The following is a 20,977-nucleotide window of genomic DNA, read 5'->3' as shown; positions in this document are numbered from 1 at the left end:
AAAGGGGGAAGGAAACAATGATCGATTATGCATGGCTCATACCGCTTTTCCCACTCGTTTCGTTTTTGTTACTTATTATATTCGGGAAGAAAATTAGAGAAGGAAGCAGCGTACTTAGTATTTTTTTCGTCTTTCTCTCCTTTATACTTGCGGTACTTGTGTTAATAGAAAGGTTTTCAGAAGCAAGCGTGAAGCATAAGTGGGTGTGGCTTAGAGCTGGAGATGTGGATATATCATTCGGCTTTGAAGTGACTGCATTAGGAGCTTTAATGTTATTTATCGTAACGCTTGTGAGTCTACTTGTACATGTGTATTCGAAAGGTTATATGAAAGGTGATGAACGATTACCAACCTTTTACGCATATTTAGGACTCTTTACATTTGCGATGTTAGGGCTTGTTATATCAACGAATTTATTACAGCTTTATATATTTTGGGAATTAGTTGGCCTTGGTTCATTTTTACTTATCGGTTTTTATTTCTTTAAAGAAGAAGCGAAGGCTGCTGCAAAAAAGGCTTTTATTATGACCCGTATTGGGGATGTTGGTTTATTTATCGGGATGATTTTAATTTTTTGGTACGCAGGTAGTTTTGAATATGACGCAATATTTAGGGCGATTTATACAGGGGATCTACCTCCTTACATGATTACAATAACAGCGATATTAATTTTTATCGGGGCGATGGGAAAATCAGGTCAGTTCCCGCTTCATACGTGGTTGCCAGATGCAATGGAAGGGCCAACGCCCGTTTCGGCACTTATTCACGCGGCGACGATGGTCGCAGCTGGCGTATATTTAGTAGCGACGATGTTTCCTCTATTTTCAGCAAGTACAGTGGCGATGCAGACAGTGGCAATCGTTGGAGCTTTCACTGCAATCTTTGCGGCCTCTATCGGTCTTGTGCAAACAGATATAAAGAGGGTGCTTGCTTATTCTACAGTTAGCCAGCTCGGGTACATGATGCTCGCGTTAGGTTCTGCCGGTTATGTAGCTGGTATATTCCATTTAACGACACACGCTTTTTTTAAAGCACTACTATTTTTGGCAGCAGGAAGTGTAATTCATGCTGTGCATACGCAAAACATTAATAAAATGGGCGGTTTACAGAAGAAGATGAAAGTAACTGGTACGCTATTTTTAATAGGTACCCTTGCCATTAGCGGTGTTCCGCTGCTTTCCGGTTTTTTCAGCAAAGATGAAATTTTAGCGGCGACGTGGATGAATGGCAATTACGTTTTATTTACTTTAGCAGTAATTGCGGCGTTTTTAACAGCATTTTATATGTTCCGCCTATACTTTCTTGTCTTTACTGGAGAAACGAAGACGAAGGAAGAAGTGCATGAATCGCCTCGCGTTATGACGTATCCAATGATTGTTCTCGGCGTTCTTGCGGTAGTGGCAGGATATATAAATACACCATGGTTTGGGACATTTCTCGGAGATTGGTTGACGAAAGATGTAGGGTTTAAGGTTGAAGAAGCGCATGGACCAGTTTGGATTATGATTGTTGCGACACTCGTTTCATTTGCGGGAATCGCTCTTGCATATTTCATATATTGCAAGAAATCAATTTCTAGAGATTGGGCTGGGGGTACGGAAACATCTCTTTATAATCTTTTGAAAGAAAAATATTATGTGGATGAACTATACAACATGACGGTGATCCCTATTACGAAAGGAATCGCTCATGTGCTTCGCTTATTTGAAATGTATGTAGTCGAAGGAATTGCAGTTTTAATTGGAAGTGTAGTTAAAGGCACAAGTAATCTTGGATCGAAACTTCAAAACGGGAATGTACAAGTGTACGGTACTGTAACGGCGGTTTCGCTCGCTGTACTCGTCATTATTTTGCTCTATACGGGAGGGGATTTACGATGAATGATTTGTTGTTAACGTTCTTCATTTTTTCCCCGCTTTTAGGAATTTTATTGCTTGTATTAACACCGAAAAAGGAATTGCGTACAGTGCGGGCGCTTGGCTTATTTGGGACGGCACTTCCATTTGGAATCGCTATCGTCCTCGCTTGTACATATGCTTCTGGAAAGAATTTGTCCCTATTTGATGAAAAGGTGAAATGGATTAAGTTTGGAGATTTTACAGCGGTGGATAAAAGGTGGTTTTCTATTTATTACGAGCTCGGTATTGATGGTTTGTCGCTTGTCATGATGGTACTGACGGCTCTTCTAGCGATGCTTGCAGCAATTGCAGCCTTTTCTATTAAAAGAAACTTAAAAGCATTTTATATGCTGTTACTTATGCTAGAAATAGGAATGCTCGGCGTCTTTGCTGCTCAAAATTTAATGTTGTTTTTTATCTTCTTTGAAATTACGTTGCCACCAATGTTCTTATTAATTGGAAAGTGGGGAAAATTGTCGAGTGAAAAGGCTGCGTATAGTTATTTAATATATAACGGTATTGGCTCAGCTATTTTGCTCATTGTTTTCTCAATTTTGTTTGCGAAAACAGGTACAACAAATATTGTGGAGCTGAAAGAGATATTAAGAAGCATAAACGCAGAGGGAGCACTCGTCATCCCAAGTAGCTTGCAGCTTAGTGTATTTATTGCCATAATGATTGCTTTTGCAATTAAACTACCTGTTTTTCCGTTGCACCGCTGGATGGTCAATGTACACATAGAAGCGCATCCAGCTGTAGTTATGCTTCATGCGGGTGTTTTGCTAAAGATTGGAGCGTACGGTATTATTCGCTTCGGGAAAGGGCTATTCCCGGAATATTTTCACGATGTTGCAACGCTAATTGCGATATTAGGCGTAATTAATCTACTATACGGTGCCTTTTTAGCGCTCATCCAAACGGACTTTAGGAAAGTACTGGCTTACTCTAGTATTTCGCATATGGGAATTGTGTTAATGGGACTTACGTCACTTAATGCACTTGGTACACAAGGAGCGCTATTCCAAGTTGTATCACATGGTTTAATTGCAGCCTTGCTCTTCTTTCTACTGGGTGTTATAGAACAACGATTTGGAACTTCGGATATTACGGTGCTAGGCGGACTTGCGAAAAGTGTACCGATACTTAGCGGATTCTTTTTAGCAGGAGGAATGGCCTCGCTTGGATTACCAGGGATGTCTGGGTTTGTTAGTGAATTTCTTGCCTTTCTCGGTTTATTTCAAGGAGAGCCCGTCATTGCTGCAGTCGGTGTGATTGGCATCATTTTAACCGCTGTATATGTATTAAGGGCGACACTTCAAGTGACATTTGGAAAGAAAGAGTGGGAAGCAAAAACTGATATACACGGATGGGAGTATGTCCCTGTTTTACTACTTATCTTTTGTATTATTGCAATTGGAGTTATGCCAGAAATACTAGGGGATCCGCTTCAAAATACATTGAAAACATTGGGGGTGAAGTAGGATGGATATGAATACGTTACTTAGTTTATCGTGGCATCTAATGGTGCCAGAATTTATTATTCTCGGCGCCGCCATCCTTCTTTCCATATGTGATTTGTTTTTTAAGCTGAACCATAGATATGTAGCTTTTGGTGCGATTGCTGCTATCGTATTAGCAATCGTGTCATTAATTACGCTATATAGCGAACCAGCTGGAGATATTTTAAACGGATCGTTTGTGTTAGATGGATTTTCAAAAGGGTTTAAAACATTGCTATTAGGTGCCTCAGCTCTTATTTTATGCACCGCAATGAGCGATGATAAGAAGAATCCAATTGAAGATAAGGGTGAATATTATTACTTATTTTTAATGGCACTTCTTGGTGCGATGTTCATGGCTTCTAGTGTTGATTTCATTACCCTTTTCGTTGGTTTGGAGTTACTTTCACTTTCTTCTTATATTTTAGTAGGAATACGAAAAAAGAGCCGTGCATCAAATGAAGGGGCAATGAAATACGTCATTAGCGGAGGAATTGGAACGGCGATTACGCTCTTCGGAATGAGTTATTTATACGGTATTACAGGTTCAACTAACATTGTAGATATGCAAAAGGTACTCACTGGGGAACTCGCTAGTGGTATTCAGTTATTGTTAGCTCTCGCATTTCTTTTATTGCTAGTCGGTCTCTCATTTAAAATTGCCACAGTGCCGTTTCATATGTGGGCACCTGATGTATATGAAGGAGCGGCTACACCAGTTACTGCTTTTCTTGGAACGATTTCTAAAATTGCTGGTTTCCTACTCATTATTCGTTTGTTCCTTATGGTTTTTGCAAGTGTATTAATACAAGGAGATATGCAATCTTTATATGGGCATATGAGTATATATATTGCGGTGCTAGCAAGTATTACGATGATTGTTGGGAATGTAGTCGCGTTAAAACAATACAATATAAAGCGTTTATTTGCTTATTCGGGCATTGCTCATGCAGGGTATTTACTCGTTCCACTTGTGGCATTATCACCATTTACGATGGATAGCATGTGGTTTTATATGCTGGCATACATGCTTATGAATATAGGTGCATTTGCTATCATCCACGGCTTAATCTTACAAAATGATGAGGAAAATATAACGATTTTCACAGGTTTATATAAAAGGTCACCATTTGCAGCGATTATGATGACAATCTTTATTTTATCGCTGGCTGGGATACCAGGAACGGCTGGCTTCATTGGAAAGATTAACATCTTTTTAGGCGCGCTTCATGTAGAGCCAGCACATTACGTACTAGCTTCGATTATGATGGGTACGACAGTTGTTTCATTCGTATATTATTTCCGTATTTTACAACAAATGTTTTTCCGCACAGGAGAGACAGAAGAGAGGATACGGTTACCGTTAAATATAAAGGTTGTTATGAGTCTTTGTGCAATTTCGATTGTAATACTAGGGATTATGCCGATGATTGGGTACAATTTCTTTTATGAATATTTTCCATTAATGAAAGATTTCTTCTTCTTAGGGAACGTGGTACAATAGTGAAAATAAAAGGTGTGGAGTCAGTACTCTGCGCTTTTTATTTTGTGTTAACTTGTAATGTAGATATACGTTTTTGGAAAGAAAATCACGATGTAAAATGTAAGATGTCTATGTGCATTTGAAAAAGTGTAGCTCCTACTTATTATGGTATCGTTTTTATATTCTTTCATAAGTAGTAGCTGAGTAAAAAGGGGTCGATTTTTTGGCACAACTTTTAGGGCAACAAGCACTGATTGCCATTGTTTCGCATTTATTGTTTATTACCATTACGTGGTGGGCCTTACAAGGCATTCACATTGAGCGTTTAATGAAGTCCGGAAAAGTGCTGCAGACGCGAGTATTACTCATCTTAATTACAATTGCAATTGGGACATCTGTAAGTAACTTTTTCCTTGATTATTTAGGCTATTCGAAGAGTTTAACGTATTTAGTAAAGTAAGTGTATAGAACCTCAAATCTCCGTTAACAATGGGGATAGGAGGGGATGAAATTGAAGCTTAAAGCCATTCTTATTGTTGCACTTAGTGTTGTTTTATTTTTGGTTGGATATAGAGAGATGAAACCGATAAGCGATGAACAGAAAATGGAGAGCATGATCAAGGCTTTAGAGAAAAATGATGCTAAAGTAGAAAAATGGTCATGGTTAGCGAGAGAAACAAAAACAATTTCTAACATACATACGTTTCAAAAGTTGTTAAACGATGTGAAGGAAAAGGCAAATATTCAAAAGTGGGAAGTAGAGCAATCTCCAGATGGATATAAAGCTACATCCTATAAAAAGCTTTCTTCTTATGAAGAACGAGTAGTAGTAACTTGGAGTAAAGAAAATACTAAAGAAAACACTTTCATTATCTTTGAAGTAAGTGGGGCGAAATGGGACCCGAAGTATGTTCAAAACATGAATAAAATTTTTAGTGAAAAACCTATAATTTACACTTGTGTTCAAGGTGTACTGAATGATAAGATTGAAGGTGTTTTGCAAAATAAAACCAATCAGGTTTTGAAAGATCTTTCAGCAAGAGCGATCGAACAAGTAGAAGAAAGAGCATTTGTGTCAGTCTCCGCATACAATAAAAAGTGGGATGACGCTCTTTCAACAAATAGAGAGAAAATAAATGTGCAAATAGCAATACGTTCTACAGACAACAAAGATACAATTGTGGTTGGCACACCGATCATAACTTCTGAGTATTGAGTGAATAGATACTGAAAAAAGGACACGGAGGGGAATAATTTGGAAAAGATCATCGTCCGTGGCGGAAAGCGGTTAAACGGCACAGTGCGTGTTGAGGGCGCAAAAAATGCTGTATTACCTATAATCGCTGCAGCCCTATTAGCGAGTGATGGAAAGAATGTACTATCTGAAGTACCAGTTTTGTCTGATGTATACACAATTAATGAGGTATTACGTCATTTAAATGCTGAAGTCGTATTTGAAAATAATCAAGTAACAATCGATTCTTCTAAAGAACTAAACATTGAAGCACCATTTGAATATGTACGTAAAATGCGTGCATCTGTTCAAGTAATGGGACCATTATTAGCACGTAACGGTCGTGCTCGTATTGCACTTCCTGGTGGATGTGCAATTGGTTCACGTCCAATTGACCAACATTTAAAAGGCTTCGAAGCAATGGGAGCAAAAGTACAGGTTGGTAACGGTTTTGTTGAGGCATATGTTGAGGGAGAACTAAAAGGAGCTAAAATCTACTTAGACTTCCCAAGCGTAGGCGCGACAGAAAACATTATGTCTGCAGCTACATTAGCAAAAGGGACAACAATTCTTGAAAACGCAGCGAAAGAACCAGAAATCGTTGACTTAGCTAACTTCTTAAATGCGATGGGAGCGAAAGTACGCGGAGCTGGAACTGGAACGATTCGTATCGAAGGCGTTGATAAATTATATGGTGCAAACCACTCTATTATTCCTGACCGTATTGAAGCGGGAACATTCATGGTTGCAGCAGCAATTACTGGTGGAGACATCTTAATTGAAAATGCTGTACCTGAACATTTACGCTCAATTACAGCGAAAATGGAAGAAATGGGTGTTAAAATTATTGAGGAAAACGAAGGTGTACGTGTTATCGGCCCAGATAAGTTAAAAGCGGTTGATATTAAAACTATGCCTCACCCAGGTTTCCCAACAGACATGCAATCACAAATGATGGCATTATTACTACAAGCTGATGGAACAAGCATGATTACAGAAACGGTATTCGAAAACCGCTTTATGCACGTTGAAGAATTCCGTCGTATGAATGCTGATATTAAAATTGAAGGTCGTTCTGTTATTATGAACGGTCCAAACAGCTTACAAGGTGCTGAAGTAGCAGCAACTGACTTACGTGCTGCAGCTGCATTAATCTTAGCTGGTTTAGTATCAGAAGGTTATACTCGTGTAACTGAGTTAAAACATCTTGACCGTGGCTATGTAAACTTCCATAAGAAATTAGCTGCATTAGGTGCAACTATTGAACGTGTAAACGAAAAAGTAGAAGAAGTGAAAGAACAAGAAGTTTCTGATCTTCACGCTTAATTGAAATAGTCTCTATGTCTTTTGACATAGGGGCTATTTTTTTGGGTTATTACTGTTATAGTCAATAAATTCTATACTTATGCACGTACCAGTAAAAATATTTAGAAAATTTCTGTTTTATACTCTTCCCCTTAAGTATGTTCTAAAAGAAAGAGTTGTTCCATAAGAATGAATGGAGTAAAGCTTTTATATTGGGGGAAAATAGGATGAAATTTTCAAAGCCACTTTTTATTACAGTAGCGCTCTTAATAGCGCTCGTTATCATTGTACCTGCAGCCCTTGTTATTCCATTTGCGAAAGCAAAAGTAGGGGAAGAAACGGCCTCTAAAACTCCTCCAGCGATAGAAAGCATACCAGCTCCAGGAAAAGTAGATACAGCTGTTCAAGTTGCTGTATATCGCGAAAAACAGAAGAAGGTAGAAACATTACCAGTGGAGGAGTATGTGACAGGTGTAGTAGCTTCTGAGATGAATGCCAGTTTTGAAATAGAGGCACTAAAGGCGCAGGCATTAGCAGCGAGAACATTTGTAGTACAACGTATGCTAAGCGGAGGAAAGAAAAATAATGCGGACGTGACAGATACGGTGAAAGATCAAGTGTACAAAAGCAAAGATGAATTGAAGAAGCAATGGGGTAATAACTACGAAAATAATTTGAAGAAAATCGAAGAAGCCGTTTCGAAAACAGCAGGACAAGTTTTAACGTATGATGGAAAACCAATTTCAGCATCCTTCTTTTCAACGAGTAATGGCCGAACAGAAAATGCAGCTGACTATTGGGGAAATGATTATCCGTACTTGAAAAGTGTAGATAGTCCGTGGGATCAAGCCTCTCCAAAGTTTACGAGCGAGCAAACATTTACAGTAGCTGATTTTCAAAAACGTCTCGGTGTGAAAGTGCTAGCAGACGGGAAGGTTGGAAATATTAAAGACCTTACGGAAGGAAAGCGCGTAAAGGATGTAGCTTTTCAAGGAAAAACATTAACAGGAAAAGAAGTTCGTGAAAAGTTAGATTTACGTTCTTCTGATTTCACGTGGAAACAACAAGGAGATAAAATCATCGTTACAACGAAAGGCTTCGGTCACGGCGTTGGTATGAGTCAATACGGGGCGAACGGCATGGCAGCGGAAGGAAAGAAATATACAGATATCGTCGCTCATTACTATAAAGGCGTTGAAATAAAGACGATGAATGATTATGAAGGAAAACTGATGGTGAAGAAATAGGTGCAGAACTCTGGCACCTATTTTTTTCTGTTTAAAATATCATAATTTTCCATTAATTGTTTGATATAATAGGATAAAAAGGCATTTGGGGGAGATGAAATGGCGTTACTAGAGTTGAAACAGTTAGGGAAGACGAACCAGTTACCAGAAATTGAGCTAAAGGTTGAAAAAGGACAATGTATTGTTTTGCAATGCAATAATCATACAGCTAAAGTGTTACACCGCATTATTATTGGTGAAGAAGAAGCTTCAACTGGCAACGTACTGTTTGAAGGGGAAGCAATTGGAAAGAAAAATTATTTCCGCATCGGCTTTTGTTTTTTGAAAGATGAAGCATATGATCGTTTGAAGGTGAAGGAATACTTTAAGTTTCTATTAGGACTTTATGAATCAAAGGTAAGTATAGAAGAAGTCGTACAGTATGTTGGTCTCCTAGATAAACTAAACGTTAAAATAGAAAAATTGTCATTTTCAGAGAAGCGCCGTCTTCATATAGGACGAATTATGATTCATAATCCGGATTTAATCATTTTGGAAGAACCAGAGCAAAATGTAGATATAGAGAGTACGGTTATTATTCGAAAAGCAATTATGAAAATGAAAGAACAAGGAAAGGCAATTTTTATTACGTCATCTTTCCTATCGGATGCCCTTTCGTTAACAGAGGATGTATACATATTAAACAACGATGGTGTGAAAAAAGTAGAAATTGAACAAGAGGAAGTGGAAGAAGTCGATGAAGAGAAGGTCGTTCAAATAATTCCGCAAATGAAGTTAGAAAGAATACCTGCGAAGGTGAACGATAAAATCATTTTACTTGATCCGATGGAAATCCATTTCATTGAAACACAAAACGGAGTAACACATATTCACGTTCGTGAAGGAGATTTCGTATGCGCTTTAACATTAGGTGAACTAGAAGCAAGGTTAACAGGTTTTGGTTTCTTTAGATGTCATCGCTCGTACCTTGTGAATTTACAAAGAGTGCGAGAAGTGATTACTTGGACTCGTAACAGTTTTAGCTTAATTTTAGACGACGAAAGAAAAAGTTCAATCCCGCTTTCAAAAGGACGAATGGATGAATTAAAAGGTGTTATTGGACTATAAAAGTGCTCCAATAAGCTCAACATGCGATTCATTCACCGGTAAAAATACTCCTTTTACCGGTATTTTAATGCGCCTACCCTTTGTTTTTCATATGATTGAGTCAAGAAAGCGAAACAAACGAACGAAAAGCGCTAAAGCGACTTTCATCTATAAAGAAGAAAAACAAAGGGGATGAAGAAATGACATTGGCAATTGAAATGAAAGATGTAATGAAAAGTTTCAGTGGAAAAACGGCACTTCGAAATGTAAATATTGAGGTGAAGCAAGGAGAGATATTCGGATTCCTTGGACCGAGTGGATCTGGTAAGACGACAACAGTAAAAATTTTAACTTCTCAATTGCTTCATAGTGTTGGAACGGTAAGAGTATTAGGGAAAGATATTACAGGACCAAGTTGCATCGATTACAAACGAATTGGTATTTTAACAGATAACAGCGGCTTATATGAAAGACTTAGCATTTATGATAACTTACTATTATTTTGTGACTTATATGATTGCAAAAAAGAACGAATCGATGAAGTACTAGCACAAGTGAATTTATTAGATGATAAAAAAACACCAGTAAAAAAATTATCAAAGGGAATGAAGCAACGCGTCACACTAGCAAGAGCAATCCTTCATAAACCAGATATCCTCTTCTTAGACGAACCAACATCTGCACTTGATCCAGTAAACGTACAAAATATTCATAAAATCTTAAAAGACTTAAATAAAGAAGGAACGACGATTTTCTTAACGACTCACAACATGGACGAAGCAGAAACGCTTTGTAACCGCATTGCCTTCCTGTGTGGCGGAGAGATTGTAGCACTTGATACACCGGAGAACCTTCGCTTACAATACGCGAAAGATCAAATACAAGTCGTGTTAAAGGATAAGAAGAAAGAAACGGTACAAAAAGATGAATTAGGTGCAAAACGTATTTCAGAATGGATGAACAAAGGAGAATTACTATCCATTCATTCACACGAACCAACTTTAGGCGATATCTTTATTGAAGTTACTGGGAGGGGATTATAATGACATTTTCAATGAGACGTGTATCAGCTATTTTTAGAAAAGAAGTACAAGATTTTAAGACAAATTCACAAGTGCTGTTAATGGCATTTTTACCAATTATACTTTCATTTTTGTTTAGCAGATTTGGAGCGGGAAAGGAAATGTTAGGCATTACTACTATAACGGCCTTCCTATTTGTCGCAGGCTTTGTTCAATCTATGGTAATTGCAGAAGAAAAAGAAAAACATACATTGCGTGTATTAATGCTATCACCGGCATCTTCGGTTGAAGTTCTACTTGGAAAAAGTATATTAACAGCATGTTTGACATTGGGCATTTGTATTGTGAACTTATTTATTTTGGATCAATTCAGTGGAAATCTATTATTGCTAGGATTTATTTTCTTATGTGGAACAATTCTATTTATTGTGATTGGAACAATGATTGGATTGTTAGCTGCATCTGTACCACAAACATCAATAATTGGAATGCCGATATTAATGACGATGTATTTGGCTGTACAGTTTGAGCCAATGGTTGAAAATAAAGTAATTAAGACGATGATTGGATATCTTCCAACATCCCATATTGTGAAAGCACTTAACAGCTTAGTAGGTGGGGCGGGATTTAGTAGTATTAGTGGGCATGTATTAAATGTTGCAGTTTGGCTTATTATATCGCTCTTTGTATGTTTAATCGTATATAAAAAGAAACAATTAGACTAAAAACTGAGCCGAAACGCTCAGTTTTTTCTTTTTTCTATCATTTCCTCGGAAATTTTACAATTCTTATACATATTTTTACAGATTTTGTCGAAAAGTAATTAGTTATACGTTGTATAGGATACGTGAATATTGTTCAAAATGATTGCTGAGGTGATGATGGAATGCGAGGAAGAAATAATAAAAAGTCGCAAAAGGTAGTACATTTATTTCAAAAAAGATGGGTGTTTCCGGCACTATACATTGCTTGTGCAGCGGTAATCTTAATGGTTGCGCTATGGTTCCAAGGAGCTAATCCGAAGAAGACTCCAAACCACGATCAAGCAACACCGTATACACAATCGGAAGATCCAGCAGTACCAGTAACAAAATCTTCAGAAGTAGTGAAAATGCCAGCTGCCGCGAATGCGGAAGTAGTCATACAGAAGAAATTCTATGAAGATGCAGCAACTGAGGCGGAACAAGAAAAAGCACTTGTCTTTTATAACAACACATATTCCCCGAACAAAGGAATTGACATTGCTGCGAAGAATGGAAAAGAATTCAATGTTGCTGCTGCTTTAAGTGGTACAGTAACGAAAGCTGAAAAAGATTCACTTCTTGGTTATGTTGTAACAGTTGATAGTGGAAATGGTGTAGCGGTATCTTATCAAAGCTTAGGCAGTGTGAAAGTAGAAAAAGGTGCAAGAGTTGCACAAGGTGAAGTATTAGGAACATCCGGTTTAAGTGCAATGAATAAAGAGGCAGGTTCTCACGTTCACTTTGAAGTACGTAAAGACAATGTGGCTGTGAACCCTGAACGTTACTTAAATAAATCAGTAACAGAAATTAAAGCTGATGCAGGTGCTGCAAAGGCTACGAATGCTTCTGGTAAAAAAGCTGATGACAAATCTCAAAAAGAAGAGAAGTCAACGAGCACGAAACCAGAAAGTAAAACAGAAGACAAGTCTCAAAAAGAAGAGAAATCAACAAGCGGTTCAACTAGTGACAAAAAAGAAGAACCGAAGAAAGAAGAAAAATCAACAAATGGTTCTACAGAATCATCTAACGATTCTTCTTCACAAGAATAATAAAGTGAAAAAATCAGTTCCCACTAGGGGAGCTGATTTTTTTATTTTTATATAAAAATACTCAATTTCGAGAAAAAAGTTGCAATAACAAGGAAAAATGACGAGATTCTCGAATATATATTACAAAAGGGAGGGGATACTGTGTCATTTTTGTTTGTTCTGTCGACTGCTATTATTTTATTGTTTGTTTTATTCACTTTATATTATTACATTGCCGGTAAGAAAGAGGTTCCCCACCATCAATTGTTAGAAGAAGAATTGGAACGAGAAGAATGACACCTTATATATAAGGTGTCATTTTTTTTCGCTATAATAGTCAGTTTTAACGTATTTCTCACAAAAAAACGTAATTTTTCTTAACTTAGTCCGCAAAAATAGTGAACATGTAGCATATATCAGTAGTGCGGGCAATACAATGGTATAAACCAAAGCAAAGAGAGTGTTTGAGGTGAGAAATCGTGAATCATTTCATTATAAATCCAAGAATGTTTAACGCTTACAAACAGCACTCACACTTACTTCTTAGTCGTATGCAGCGAGGCTCATTTCACCCTTCTCACATCCAAATTAGGGAGGCGAGTGGTGTGCACGATTACATCAAAGAGAGAACTATCAAGATTGGTAAGTATATCGTGGAGACAAGAAAGACAGTGCGTGTCATTGCAAAGGAATTTGGGGTATCAAAGAGTACAGTCCATAAAGATTTAACAGAACGTCTACCAGAAATTAATCCAGAGCTCGCAAATGAAGTGAAAGAAATTCTTGATTATCATAAGTCTATTCGCCATTTAAGAGGGGGAGAAGCAACAAAACAAAAGTATAGAAAAGAAGATGTAGAGAAGCCTGTACGTCAATAATGTTACAGTAGCAAACATTCCGTTCACATTCGGTAATATTTTTCAGAAGAATTCTTTTTGCGAATATTACGTTTCTGTTAAATTTATGATAAAATCAGAAATTAGGTGAAAAGAATTCGGGTGTAACCTGATTTTGAATATCGAGGAGGAAAAAACGGGAATGTTTGCGCGAGATATCGGAATTGACCTAGGTACGGCTAACGTATTAATTCATGTTAAAGGTAAGGGTATTGTATTAAATGAGCCATCTGTTGTGGCGATTGATCGTAATAGTGGTAAAGTATTAGCAGTAGGTGAAGAAGCGAGAAGCATGGTGGGACGTACGCCTGGTAATATTGTAGCAATTCGTCCACTTAAAGATGGTGTAATCGCAGACTTCGAAATTACAGAAGCAATGTTAAAGTATTTCATTAACAAATTGGACGTAAAGAGCTTCTTTTCAAAACCTCGTATTTTAATTTGTTGTCCAACAAATATTACATCAGTAGAACAAAAAGCAATTCGTGAAGCTGCTGAACGTTCAGGTGGTAAAACAGTATTTTTAGAAGAAGAACCAAAAGTAGCCGCAGTTGGTGCTGGTATGGAAATCTTCCAACCAAGCGGTAACATGGTTGTTGATATTGGTGGAGGTACAACAGATATCGCTGTACTATCTATGGGTGATATTGTTACCTCTTCCTCTATCAAAATGGCTGGCGATAAGTTTGATATGGAGATCTTAAACTATATTAAACGTAAGTATAAGCTATTAATCGGAGAACGTACTTCAGAAGATATTAAAATTAAAGTTGGTACAGTATTCCCAGGTGCACGTAGCGAAGAACTTGAAATTCGCGGACGTGACATGGTAACAGGCTTACCACGTACAATTACAGTATGCTCTGAAGAAATTACAGAAGCATTAAAAGAAAATGCAGCTGTTATTGTACAAGCTGCAAAAGGCGTATTAGAGCGCACACCACCAGAATTATCCGCAGACATTATCGACCGCGGTGTTATTCTAACAGGCGGTGGAGCTTTACTACACGGTATCGACATGCTTCTAGCAGAAGAACTAAAAGTACCAGTATTAATTGCTGAAAACCCAATGCACTGCGTTGCGGTTGGTACAGGTATTATGTTAGAGAATATCGACAGATTACCAAAGCGTGCTTTGAGATAATTTGAAAGAACTAAGGCTAATGCTTTAGTTCTTTTTTTGTTTTTATATTTTTTTATTTTGTTTTTTTGCGAAAATGGAAGGAAAATAGAGAAATATGAAGGAAACAGGTAAAATATTCATATATATGGTTAAATTTAATATTTCCTTAATTGAAAACGTTTATAATATAATGAGTCGAATACGACATTAAGGCAAATAATGTTTCAATACATATTGCCTTTCCCTAATTTGGGCATACACTCTTTTCCACCTCCGTGTCAGTTGCAAAAATGTGCAACTATTTTAATGGAATAGAGTGTGTGCATTTTTTTTAGGAAGTTGTACTAAATATAAAATGTTACTTTGTAATGACAAACAATAAACAAAATGGGATAATAGCAATATGTCCAAGTGGTAAGACCAATATTACAAAAGGGGCGATTGTTACATGCTAAATATAGAACAAATTAAAGAAATCATTCCTCACCGCTATCCATTTTTACTCGTTGATAAAATATTAGAAGTAGATGAAGGCAAAAGAGCGGTTGGGATTAAAAATGTATCCGCAAACGAAGAATTCTTTAACGGACACTTCCCTGACTATGCAGTTATGCCTGGTGTACTTATTGTAGAAGCATTAGCGCAAGTAGGAGCAGTTGCAGTATTAAAGAAAGAAGAAAACCGCGGAAGACTTGCTTTCTTTGCAGGTATTGACAATTGCCGTTTCAAAAAACAAGTACGCCCAGGTGATCAGCTTCGTCTAGAAGTAGAAATGACACGCGTACGCGGCCCAATTGGAAAAGGAAAAGCAATCGCAACAGTAGATGGTGAAGTTGCATGTGAGGCAGAAATTACATTTGCGATTGGTGATAAAAAAGAATAGATAGTACTGAAAAATCCTTCTACATGTGCAGAAGGATTTTTTTATTACTGTTTTATTAGAAGTTTTAAAATTAATAATAACCAGAATTTTAACTATAAGTAAATGGAAATTTGTATATGATGACGCTATAAATATCTTGGAATTAAGATAAATGATAACGCGATAAAAATAGAGATATCATTGTCACATTATAGAAGGTATAAGATAGGACAAAGGTTATTCTGATTAGTTATGATGGATTACAGAGACAAGAAATGGAGAAATTTAACGGTAGAAGTAAATAAAAAATTGGCGTAGCATATCGGGCATAAAAGAAAAAAGGGGAAAATGTTGTATTTTGAAAAAAAGGAGATCATAACATGTTCGGGAGAAAAAAAAGAAAGCCATTAAGACAACTAATTACTCATAAAGAGCCTAAATCACGCATTGCGGAACAATACCGTAATATCCGTACAAATATTGAATTTACATCTGTAGATAACCATATTCGTTCTATCATTGTTACTTCAGTAGATCCTGGTGACGGAAAAACAACGACAATCGCAAACTTAGCGGTTGTTTTTGGCCAACAAGGAAAAAAAGTATTGTTAATTGGAGCAGACTTACGTAAGCCGACATTGCAAAATTTATTCGCTGCATATAGTCCAAATGGATTAACGAATTTATTATCAGGACAGACTTCGTTTGTGCAATGTATTCAAAAAACGGATATAGAGAACGTATATATTATGTCAGCAGGTCCAATCCCACCAAATCCAGCAGAGCTACTTGGATATCGTAAAATGGATGAAGTGCTTCTAGAGGCATATAAGATGTTTGACATTGTTCTAATTGATACACCACCCGTAATGGCCGTTACGGATGCACAAATACTCGCTAATAAATGCGATGGTGTTGTATTAGTAGCACGAAGTGAAAAAACTGAAAAGGATAAACTAATAAAAGTGAAACAAATATTAGATAAAGCGTCAGGAAAGCTACTTGGTGTTATATTAAACGATAAAAGAGAAGAACAAGAATCGTATGGATATTATTAGAAAATAATGTATGAAATAGTATTTTTTAAAAGTTAGCAATTTTTCGCTAACTTTTTTTTGGGTTTTTAAAAATTTATTATTAAAATATAAGGAAACAAAATGCAATAGAATTTTTGGCGAATTGATGGAATGTGTTGTCATATTTAAGATTATTTTGTAAGATTATATATGTTTTTAAATAACAATCGTACATAGATATTACTAAAATAAAAAAATGTAAGATTATATGTTATAATTTTTCCTATGTGTAAATTTTAGAAAGTTGGAGGAACTTATGGAAGAAACAATTAGTTTAAAAGAGTTATTTCATATCTTAAAAAAACGTTTAGCAATGATCCTCGTAATCGCATTTGGTGCAGCTATAGTAAGTGCTATCATTAGCTTCTTCTTTATGACACCAATCTATCAATCTTCGACGCAGATTCTTGTTAACCAGAAGAAGCAAGAAGGTGCAGCTATTCAATACAATGAGGTACAAACAAATATTCAATTAACAAATACATACAAGGTTATTATTAAAAGCCCAGTTATTTTGGATCAAGTGAAAGAAAAGCTAGGTTTAAATATAACAGTACAAGAGCTAAACAATAAAATTGAAGTAGCTAATGAGAAAGACTCACAAGTAGTGGCGGTAACTGCGCAAGATAAAGACCCAAAATTAGCTCGTGATATTGCTAATACAACTGCAGAAGTGTTTAAAGGTGAAGTTGCTAAAATTATGAGTGTTGATAACGTAACAGTGTTATCAAAAGCAGAAGTTGCAGAAAATCTATCTCCAATTAAACCACGTCCAATGCTAAATGTAGCAATTGCTTTCGTTATTGGTTTAATGGCTTCAATTGGTCTTGCATTCTTACTAGAATACTTAGATAACACAGTGAAAAAAGAAGAAGATGTAGAAAGCTTACTTGGCTTACCAGTGTTAGGTATTGTCGCTCGTATGGATGAAGAAACATTGAACGTAAAATCACACGCTCCATCATCAAGAAAAGTGAGGGGACAAACAATTGGCTCTTAATTTATTTAAAAAGAAAAAGAATCATCGTCAACGTCGTCAATTAATTGCTCATCAACAACCGAAATCACCAATTTCAGAACAATATCGTAATATTCGAACGAATATTGAATTTGCAGCTGTTGATTTGAATTTACATTCATTAATGGTAACATCTGCGAATCCAAGTGAAGGGAAAACGACAACGACAGCTAATATGGCAGTTGTGTTTGCTCAACAAGGAAAGAAAGTATTATTAATTGATGCTGATATGCGTAAGCCGGCGATGCATCAAATGTTCCAAGTAGATAATATTTTTGGACTAACGAATGTATTAACATATAGTGAACGTTTAGAGAAATGTGTACAAACGACATCTATAGATAACCTCAGCTTTTTAGCATGTGGTCCAATCCCACCAAATCCAGCTGAATTGTTAGGGTCAAAATCAATGAAAGAACTTCTTGGACAAGCATACAGCATGTACGACTTAGTTATTTTTGATATGCCACCTATTTTAGCTGTTACCGATGCGCAAATTATGGCAAATGTATGTGATGCTTCTATTCTTGTTGTTCGTAGTGAATCAACAGAGAAAGAAACAGCAGTAAAAGCAAAGGGATTGTTAGAATCGGCTAAAGGTAAATTATTAGGTGTTGTTCTAAACGATCGTGAACGTGAAGAAGGCTTATATTATTATTACGGTGCAAACTAATTAAAAGAGTGAGATATGGTTGAAACATATCTCCTTTTTTCCCTTGAACATGAGAAATCTCTCATATTCAAGGGAAAAAAGATTTTTATATGAGAGAGGGAGGATGAAACAAATGATAGATTTACATTGTCACATTTTACCTGGTATCGATGACGGTGCACAGACAGTAACAGATAGTTTGGCAATGGCACAACAAGCCGTTTCAGAAGGAATACATACCATTGTCGCAACGCCACATCATCAAAATGGAAAATATGTAAATGAACGTACCTCAATTATTCATGGAGTAAAACAACTGAATGATGAACTACAAAAACATAATATCCCGCTTACTATTTTACCGGGGCAAGAGATCAGATTATATGGTGATTTATTAGAAGACTATGAAACTGGTAAAATTGTTACTTTAAATGAAACAAATAAATATATATTCATTGAATTTCCATCGAATCACGTACCTCGTTATGCTGAACAACTATTATATGAACTGCGCGTTAAGGGAATGATTCCAATTATCGTTCATCCGGAACGTAATGCCGAGTTAATCGAGCGGCCAGATAAGTTATATAACCTTGTAAATAAAGGGACATTAACGCAAGTAACAGCAGGTAGTTTACTTGGGAAGTTTGGCAAAAAAATCAAAAAATTCTCACTACAGCTTGTGGAACATAATTTAACACATATGGTCGCTTCAGATGCACATAATACAACTTCAAGAGGATTTCATTTAGCGGAAAGCTATGAATTAATTGAGAAAGAATTCGGGATGAATGTTATGAGTGATTTGAAAGAAAATCCGTACTTATTAATTAGCGGCAAGGCAATTTATAAAGAAGATCCAGAACAAATTCGTCGCAAAAAATTATTCGGTATTTTTTAAATAAAGAATTGGTGATGTCTCCTAACCGTTATCAACGGGGGCACTCGGTCGTGCTGTGGGTAGAAATTTTATTTCATGCCTACCTTAGACGCTTGTCGTCGGGAGTATGGCGTGAGGATGGGTTAGATGCCCATAATTTATTTGTAATAGAAACTCTACCTATGGAGTTATAAAAATGACTCTATAGGTAGGGTTTTTGTTATTGTTACATGCAAATAAATAGATTTATAGGGGGAGTATAATTGAAAAAAGTAAGAAAAGCAATTATTCCAGCTGCTGGTCTTGGGACAAGATTTTTACCAGCAACGAAAGCGATGCCGAAAGAAATGTTACCGATCGTTGATAAACCAACAATTCAATACATAATAGAAGAAGCGATTGAATCAGGAATTGAAGATATTATTATTGTTACTGGAAAAGGTAAACGTGCTATTGAAGATCATTTTGATCATTCATTTGAACTAGAACAAAACCTTTTAGAAAAAGGGAAGTATGAAATGCTTGAAAAAGTACAAGCTTCTTCAAAAATTAACATTCATTACATAAGACAAAAAGAACCGAAGGGTTTAGGGCATGCAGTATGGTGTGCACGTAAATTTATTGGAAATGAACCATTTGCGGTATTACTTGGTGATGATATTGTGCAAGCAGAAACGCCATGTTTGCGTCAATTAATGGATCAATATGAAGAAACACAATCATCTGTTATAGGTGTACAAACAGTACCAGAAAATGAAACGCATCGTTACGGTATTATCGATCCAGTTGAACAAAATGATCGTCGTTATCAAGTACGTCAATTTGTAGAGAAGCCAGAGCAAGGAACAGCACCATCAAACTTAGCTATTATGGGTCGTTACGTATTAACACCAGAAATTTTTATGTTTCTAGAGAATCAACAAACAGGTGCAGGCGGCGAAATTCAATTAACAGATGCGATTCAACGATTAAATGAAATTCAGCGTGTGTTTGCTTATGACTTTGAAGGGATTCGTTATGATGTTGGGGAGAAGTTTGGATTTATTAAGACGACAATTGAGATGGCACTCCAACATAAATCCTTAAGGGAAGAGTTAATAAGTTATATGAATGAACTTGTAAAAAAAGAAAATGTACATATTTAAAGTGAGGTGAAAAGGCATTGGCCTTAACTAAAGTATCAAGTGGAGTTGTAAAAGAACAAAGAATGCTTGTTGCTGAAGAGATAAATCAGAGTGTGTTTTATTTATTTATGAAGCGTGTAATAGATATATTAGGTTCATTATGCGGTCTTATTTTTCTTTTTCCTGTTTTACTTGTTATAGCGTTACTTATTAAGTTAGAAGATCCTAAGGGTTCCATTCTTTTTAAGCAGGTTCGTGTTGGGAAAAATGAAAAGGAGTTTGGAATGTATAAATTTCGTTCCATGGTGACAGATGCAGAAGAGCGATTAAAGGATTTATTAGAACATAATGAAGTATCAGGGGCAATGTTTAAAATGAAAGAAGACCCCCGTGTCACGAAAATTGGCAAGTTTATTCGGAAAACGAGTATCGATGAATTACCACAATTATTAAATGTACTAAAAGGTGAAATGAGTTTAGTTGGACCGCGTCCACCGCTTCCAAGAGAGGTAAAAGAATATACTTTGTATGATAAACAGAGATTGCTTGTTACACCAGGTTGTACAGGACTATGGCAAGTTACAGAGAGAAATAGTGTTGGTTTTGCAGAGATGGTGGAATTAGATTTAACTTATATTAAAAAGCGTAATATTAGGTTTGATTGTAAGTTAATATTAAAGACGGTATTAGTTTTAGTTGGTTCAAAAGATGCCTATTGATGAATAGTTCAATTAATAGGTCAGATTTAAAAAGTGGTAGTTGGTACACTAACTTGTATTTAAGTATAAAATGTCTGCAAGG

General features: G+C 36.4%; 21 protein-coding genes. All 21 read left to right on the top strand.

The window, feature by feature from the left end; all coding sequences use genetic code 11:
* Window positions 1–17 precede the first annotated feature (17 nt).
* The 21 genes from nuoL to ES895_RS15725 all read left to right on the top strand — a co-directional run bounded on the left by nuoL (window position 18) and on the right by ES895_RS15725 (window position 20,895).
* Entirely contained in the window at window positions 18–1,880 is a 1,863-nt protein-coding gene (gene nuoL / locus ES895_RS15825) for an NADH-quinone oxidoreductase subunit L (protein ID WP_000568221.1), read from the top strand.
* A complete protein-coding gene (locus ES895_RS15820; protein WP_135238475.1) occupies window positions 1,877–3,379 on the top strand; it encodes an NADH-quinone oxidoreductase subunit M in 1,503 nt (500 codons plus the stop codon). The genes nuoL and ES895_RS15820 overlap by 4 nt, the downstream gene beginning before the upstream one ends.
* 7 nt (window positions 3,380–3,386) lie before the next feature.
* Window positions 3,387–4,901, top strand: a complete 1,515-nt coding sequence (gene nuoN / locus ES895_RS15815) for an NADH-quinone oxidoreductase subunit NuoN (RefSeq protein ID WP_058840289.1) — start codon at window positions 3,387–3,389, stop codon at window positions 4,899–4,901.
* 202 nt (window positions 4,902–5,103) lie between these two features.
* Window positions 5,104–5,340: a DUF1146 family protein gene (locus ES895_RS15810; RefSeq protein WP_000057889.1), complete on the top strand. Its 237-nt coding sequence runs from the start codon at window positions 5,104–5,106 to the stop codon at window positions 5,338–5,340.
* A gap of 51 nt (window positions 5,341–5,391) precedes the next feature.
* Complete coding sequence (locus ES895_RS15805; protein WP_000767916.1) at window positions 5,392–6,096, top strand: YwmB family TATA-box binding protein; 705 nt, start codon at window positions 5,392–5,394, stop codon at window positions 6,094–6,096.
* A 39-nt stretch (window positions 6,097–6,135) separates the two neighbouring features.
* Window positions 6,136–7,440, top strand: a complete 1,305-nt coding sequence (murA, locus tag ES895_RS15800; RefSeq protein ID WP_000411274.1) for a UDP-N-acetylglucosamine 1-carboxyvinyltransferase — start codon at window positions 6,136–6,138, stop codon at window positions 7,438–7,440.
* 206 nt (window positions 7,441–7,646) lie between these two features.
* The gene (gene spoIID / locus ES895_RS15795; protein ID WP_000672663.1) at window positions 7,647–8,666 is read left to right on the top strand and encodes a stage II sporulation protein D; all 1,020 of its coding nucleotides are present in this window, start codon (window positions 7,647–7,649) and stop codon (window positions 8,664–8,666) included.
* A gap of 99 nt (window positions 8,667–8,765) precedes the next feature.
* Complete coding sequence (locus ES895_RS15790) at window positions 8,766–9,773, top strand: LytTR family transcriptional regulator DNA-binding domain-containing protein (RefSeq protein ID WP_053513724.1); 1,008 nt, start codon at window positions 8,766–8,768, stop codon at window positions 9,771–9,773.
* 179 nt (window positions 9,774–9,952) lie between these two features.
* Window positions 9,953–10,795 (top strand): ABC transporter ATP-binding protein, encoded by an 843-nt coding sequence (locus ES895_RS15785; RefSeq protein WP_135238474.1) that lies wholly within the window; start codon window positions 9,953–9,955, stop codon window positions 10,793–10,795.
* Entirely contained in the window at window positions 10,795–11,499 is a 705-nt protein-coding gene (locus ES895_RS15780; protein ID WP_000144442.1) for an ABC transporter permease, read from the top strand. The genes ES895_RS15785 and ES895_RS15780 overlap by 1 nt, the downstream gene beginning before the upstream one ends.
* Before the next feature lie 161 nt (window positions 11,500–11,660).
* Complete coding sequence (gene spoIIQ, locus ES895_RS15775) at window positions 11,661–12,566, top strand: stage II sporulation protein SpoIIQ (RefSeq protein ID WP_058840280.1); 906 nt, start codon at window positions 11,661–11,663, stop codon at window positions 12,564–12,566.
* Window positions 12,567–12,707: 141 nt separating this feature from the next.
* Entirely contained in the window at window positions 12,708–12,842 is a 135-nt protein-coding gene (locus ES895_RS15770) for a hypothetical protein (RefSeq protein ID WP_000008903.1), read from the top strand.
* A gap of 308 nt (window positions 12,843–13,150) precedes the next feature.
* Window positions 13,151–13,423 carry a sporulation transcriptional regulator SpoIIID gene (gene spoIIID, locus ES895_RS15765; protein WP_000544012.1) on the top strand — a complete coding sequence of 91 codons (273 nt, stop codon included), beginning with the start codon at window positions 13,151–13,153 and terminating at the stop codon, window positions 13,421–13,423.
* Between the two features lie 160 nt (window positions 13,424–13,583).
* Window positions 13,584–14,585, top strand: coding sequence for a rod shape-determining protein (gene mreB, locus ES895_RS15760; protein ID WP_000457978.1), 1,002 nt, complete (start codon window positions 13,584–13,586; stop codon window positions 14,583–14,585).
* A 427-nt stretch (window positions 14,586–15,012) separates the two neighbouring features.
* Entirely contained in the window at window positions 15,013–15,447 is a 435-nt protein-coding gene (fabZ, locus tag ES895_RS15755; RefSeq protein ID WP_000931959.1) for a 3-hydroxyacyl-ACP dehydratase FabZ, read from the top strand.
* A gap of 359 nt (window positions 15,448–15,806) precedes the next feature.
* Complete coding sequence (locus ES895_RS15750) at window positions 15,807–16,484, top strand: CpsD/CapB family tyrosine-protein kinase (RefSeq protein WP_016111011.1); 678 nt, start codon at window positions 15,807–15,809, stop codon at window positions 16,482–16,484.
* A gap of 274 nt (window positions 16,485–16,758) precedes the next feature.
* On the top strand, window positions 16,759–17,502 hold the full coding sequence (locus ES895_RS15745) for a YveK family protein (protein WP_016111010.1): 744 nt from the start codon (window positions 16,759–16,761) through the stop codon (window positions 17,500–17,502).
* Window positions 17,492–18,193: a CpsD/CapB family tyrosine-protein kinase gene (locus ES895_RS15740; RefSeq protein ID WP_016111009.1), complete on the top strand. Its 702-nt coding sequence runs from the start codon at window positions 17,492–17,494 to the stop codon at window positions 18,191–18,193. Before ES895_RS15745 ends, ES895_RS15740 begins: the two co-directional genes overlap by 11 nt.
* A gap of 112 nt (window positions 18,194–18,305) precedes the next feature.
* Window positions 18,306–19,073, top strand: a complete 768-nt coding sequence (locus tag ES895_RS15735; RefSeq protein ID WP_135238473.1) for a tyrosine-protein phosphatase — start codon at window positions 18,306–18,308, stop codon at window positions 19,071–19,073.
* 242 nt (window positions 19,074–19,315) lie between these two features.
* A complete protein-coding gene (gene bpsC / locus ES895_RS15730; RefSeq protein WP_135238472.1) occupies window positions 19,316–20,197 on the top strand; it encodes a UTP--glucose-1-phosphate uridylyltransferase BpsC in 882 nt (293 codons plus the stop codon).
* Between the two features lie 17 nt (window positions 20,198–20,214).
* On the top strand, window positions 20,215–20,895 hold the full coding sequence (locus ES895_RS15725) for a sugar transferase (RefSeq protein WP_016111006.1): 681 nt from the start codon (window positions 20,215–20,217) through the stop codon (window positions 20,893–20,895).
* Window positions 20,896–20,977: the final 82 nt, after the last annotated feature.

Source organism: Bacillus sp. 007/AIA-02/001, from assembly GCF_004634455.1.
Taxonomy (GTDB): domain Bacteria; phylum Bacillota; class Bacilli; order Bacillales; family Bacillaceae_G; genus Bacillus_A; species Bacillus_A cereus.
The sequence above is the reverse complement of the archived record's forward strand: the minus strand, read 5'-3'. Positions and strand labels throughout refer to the sequence as shown.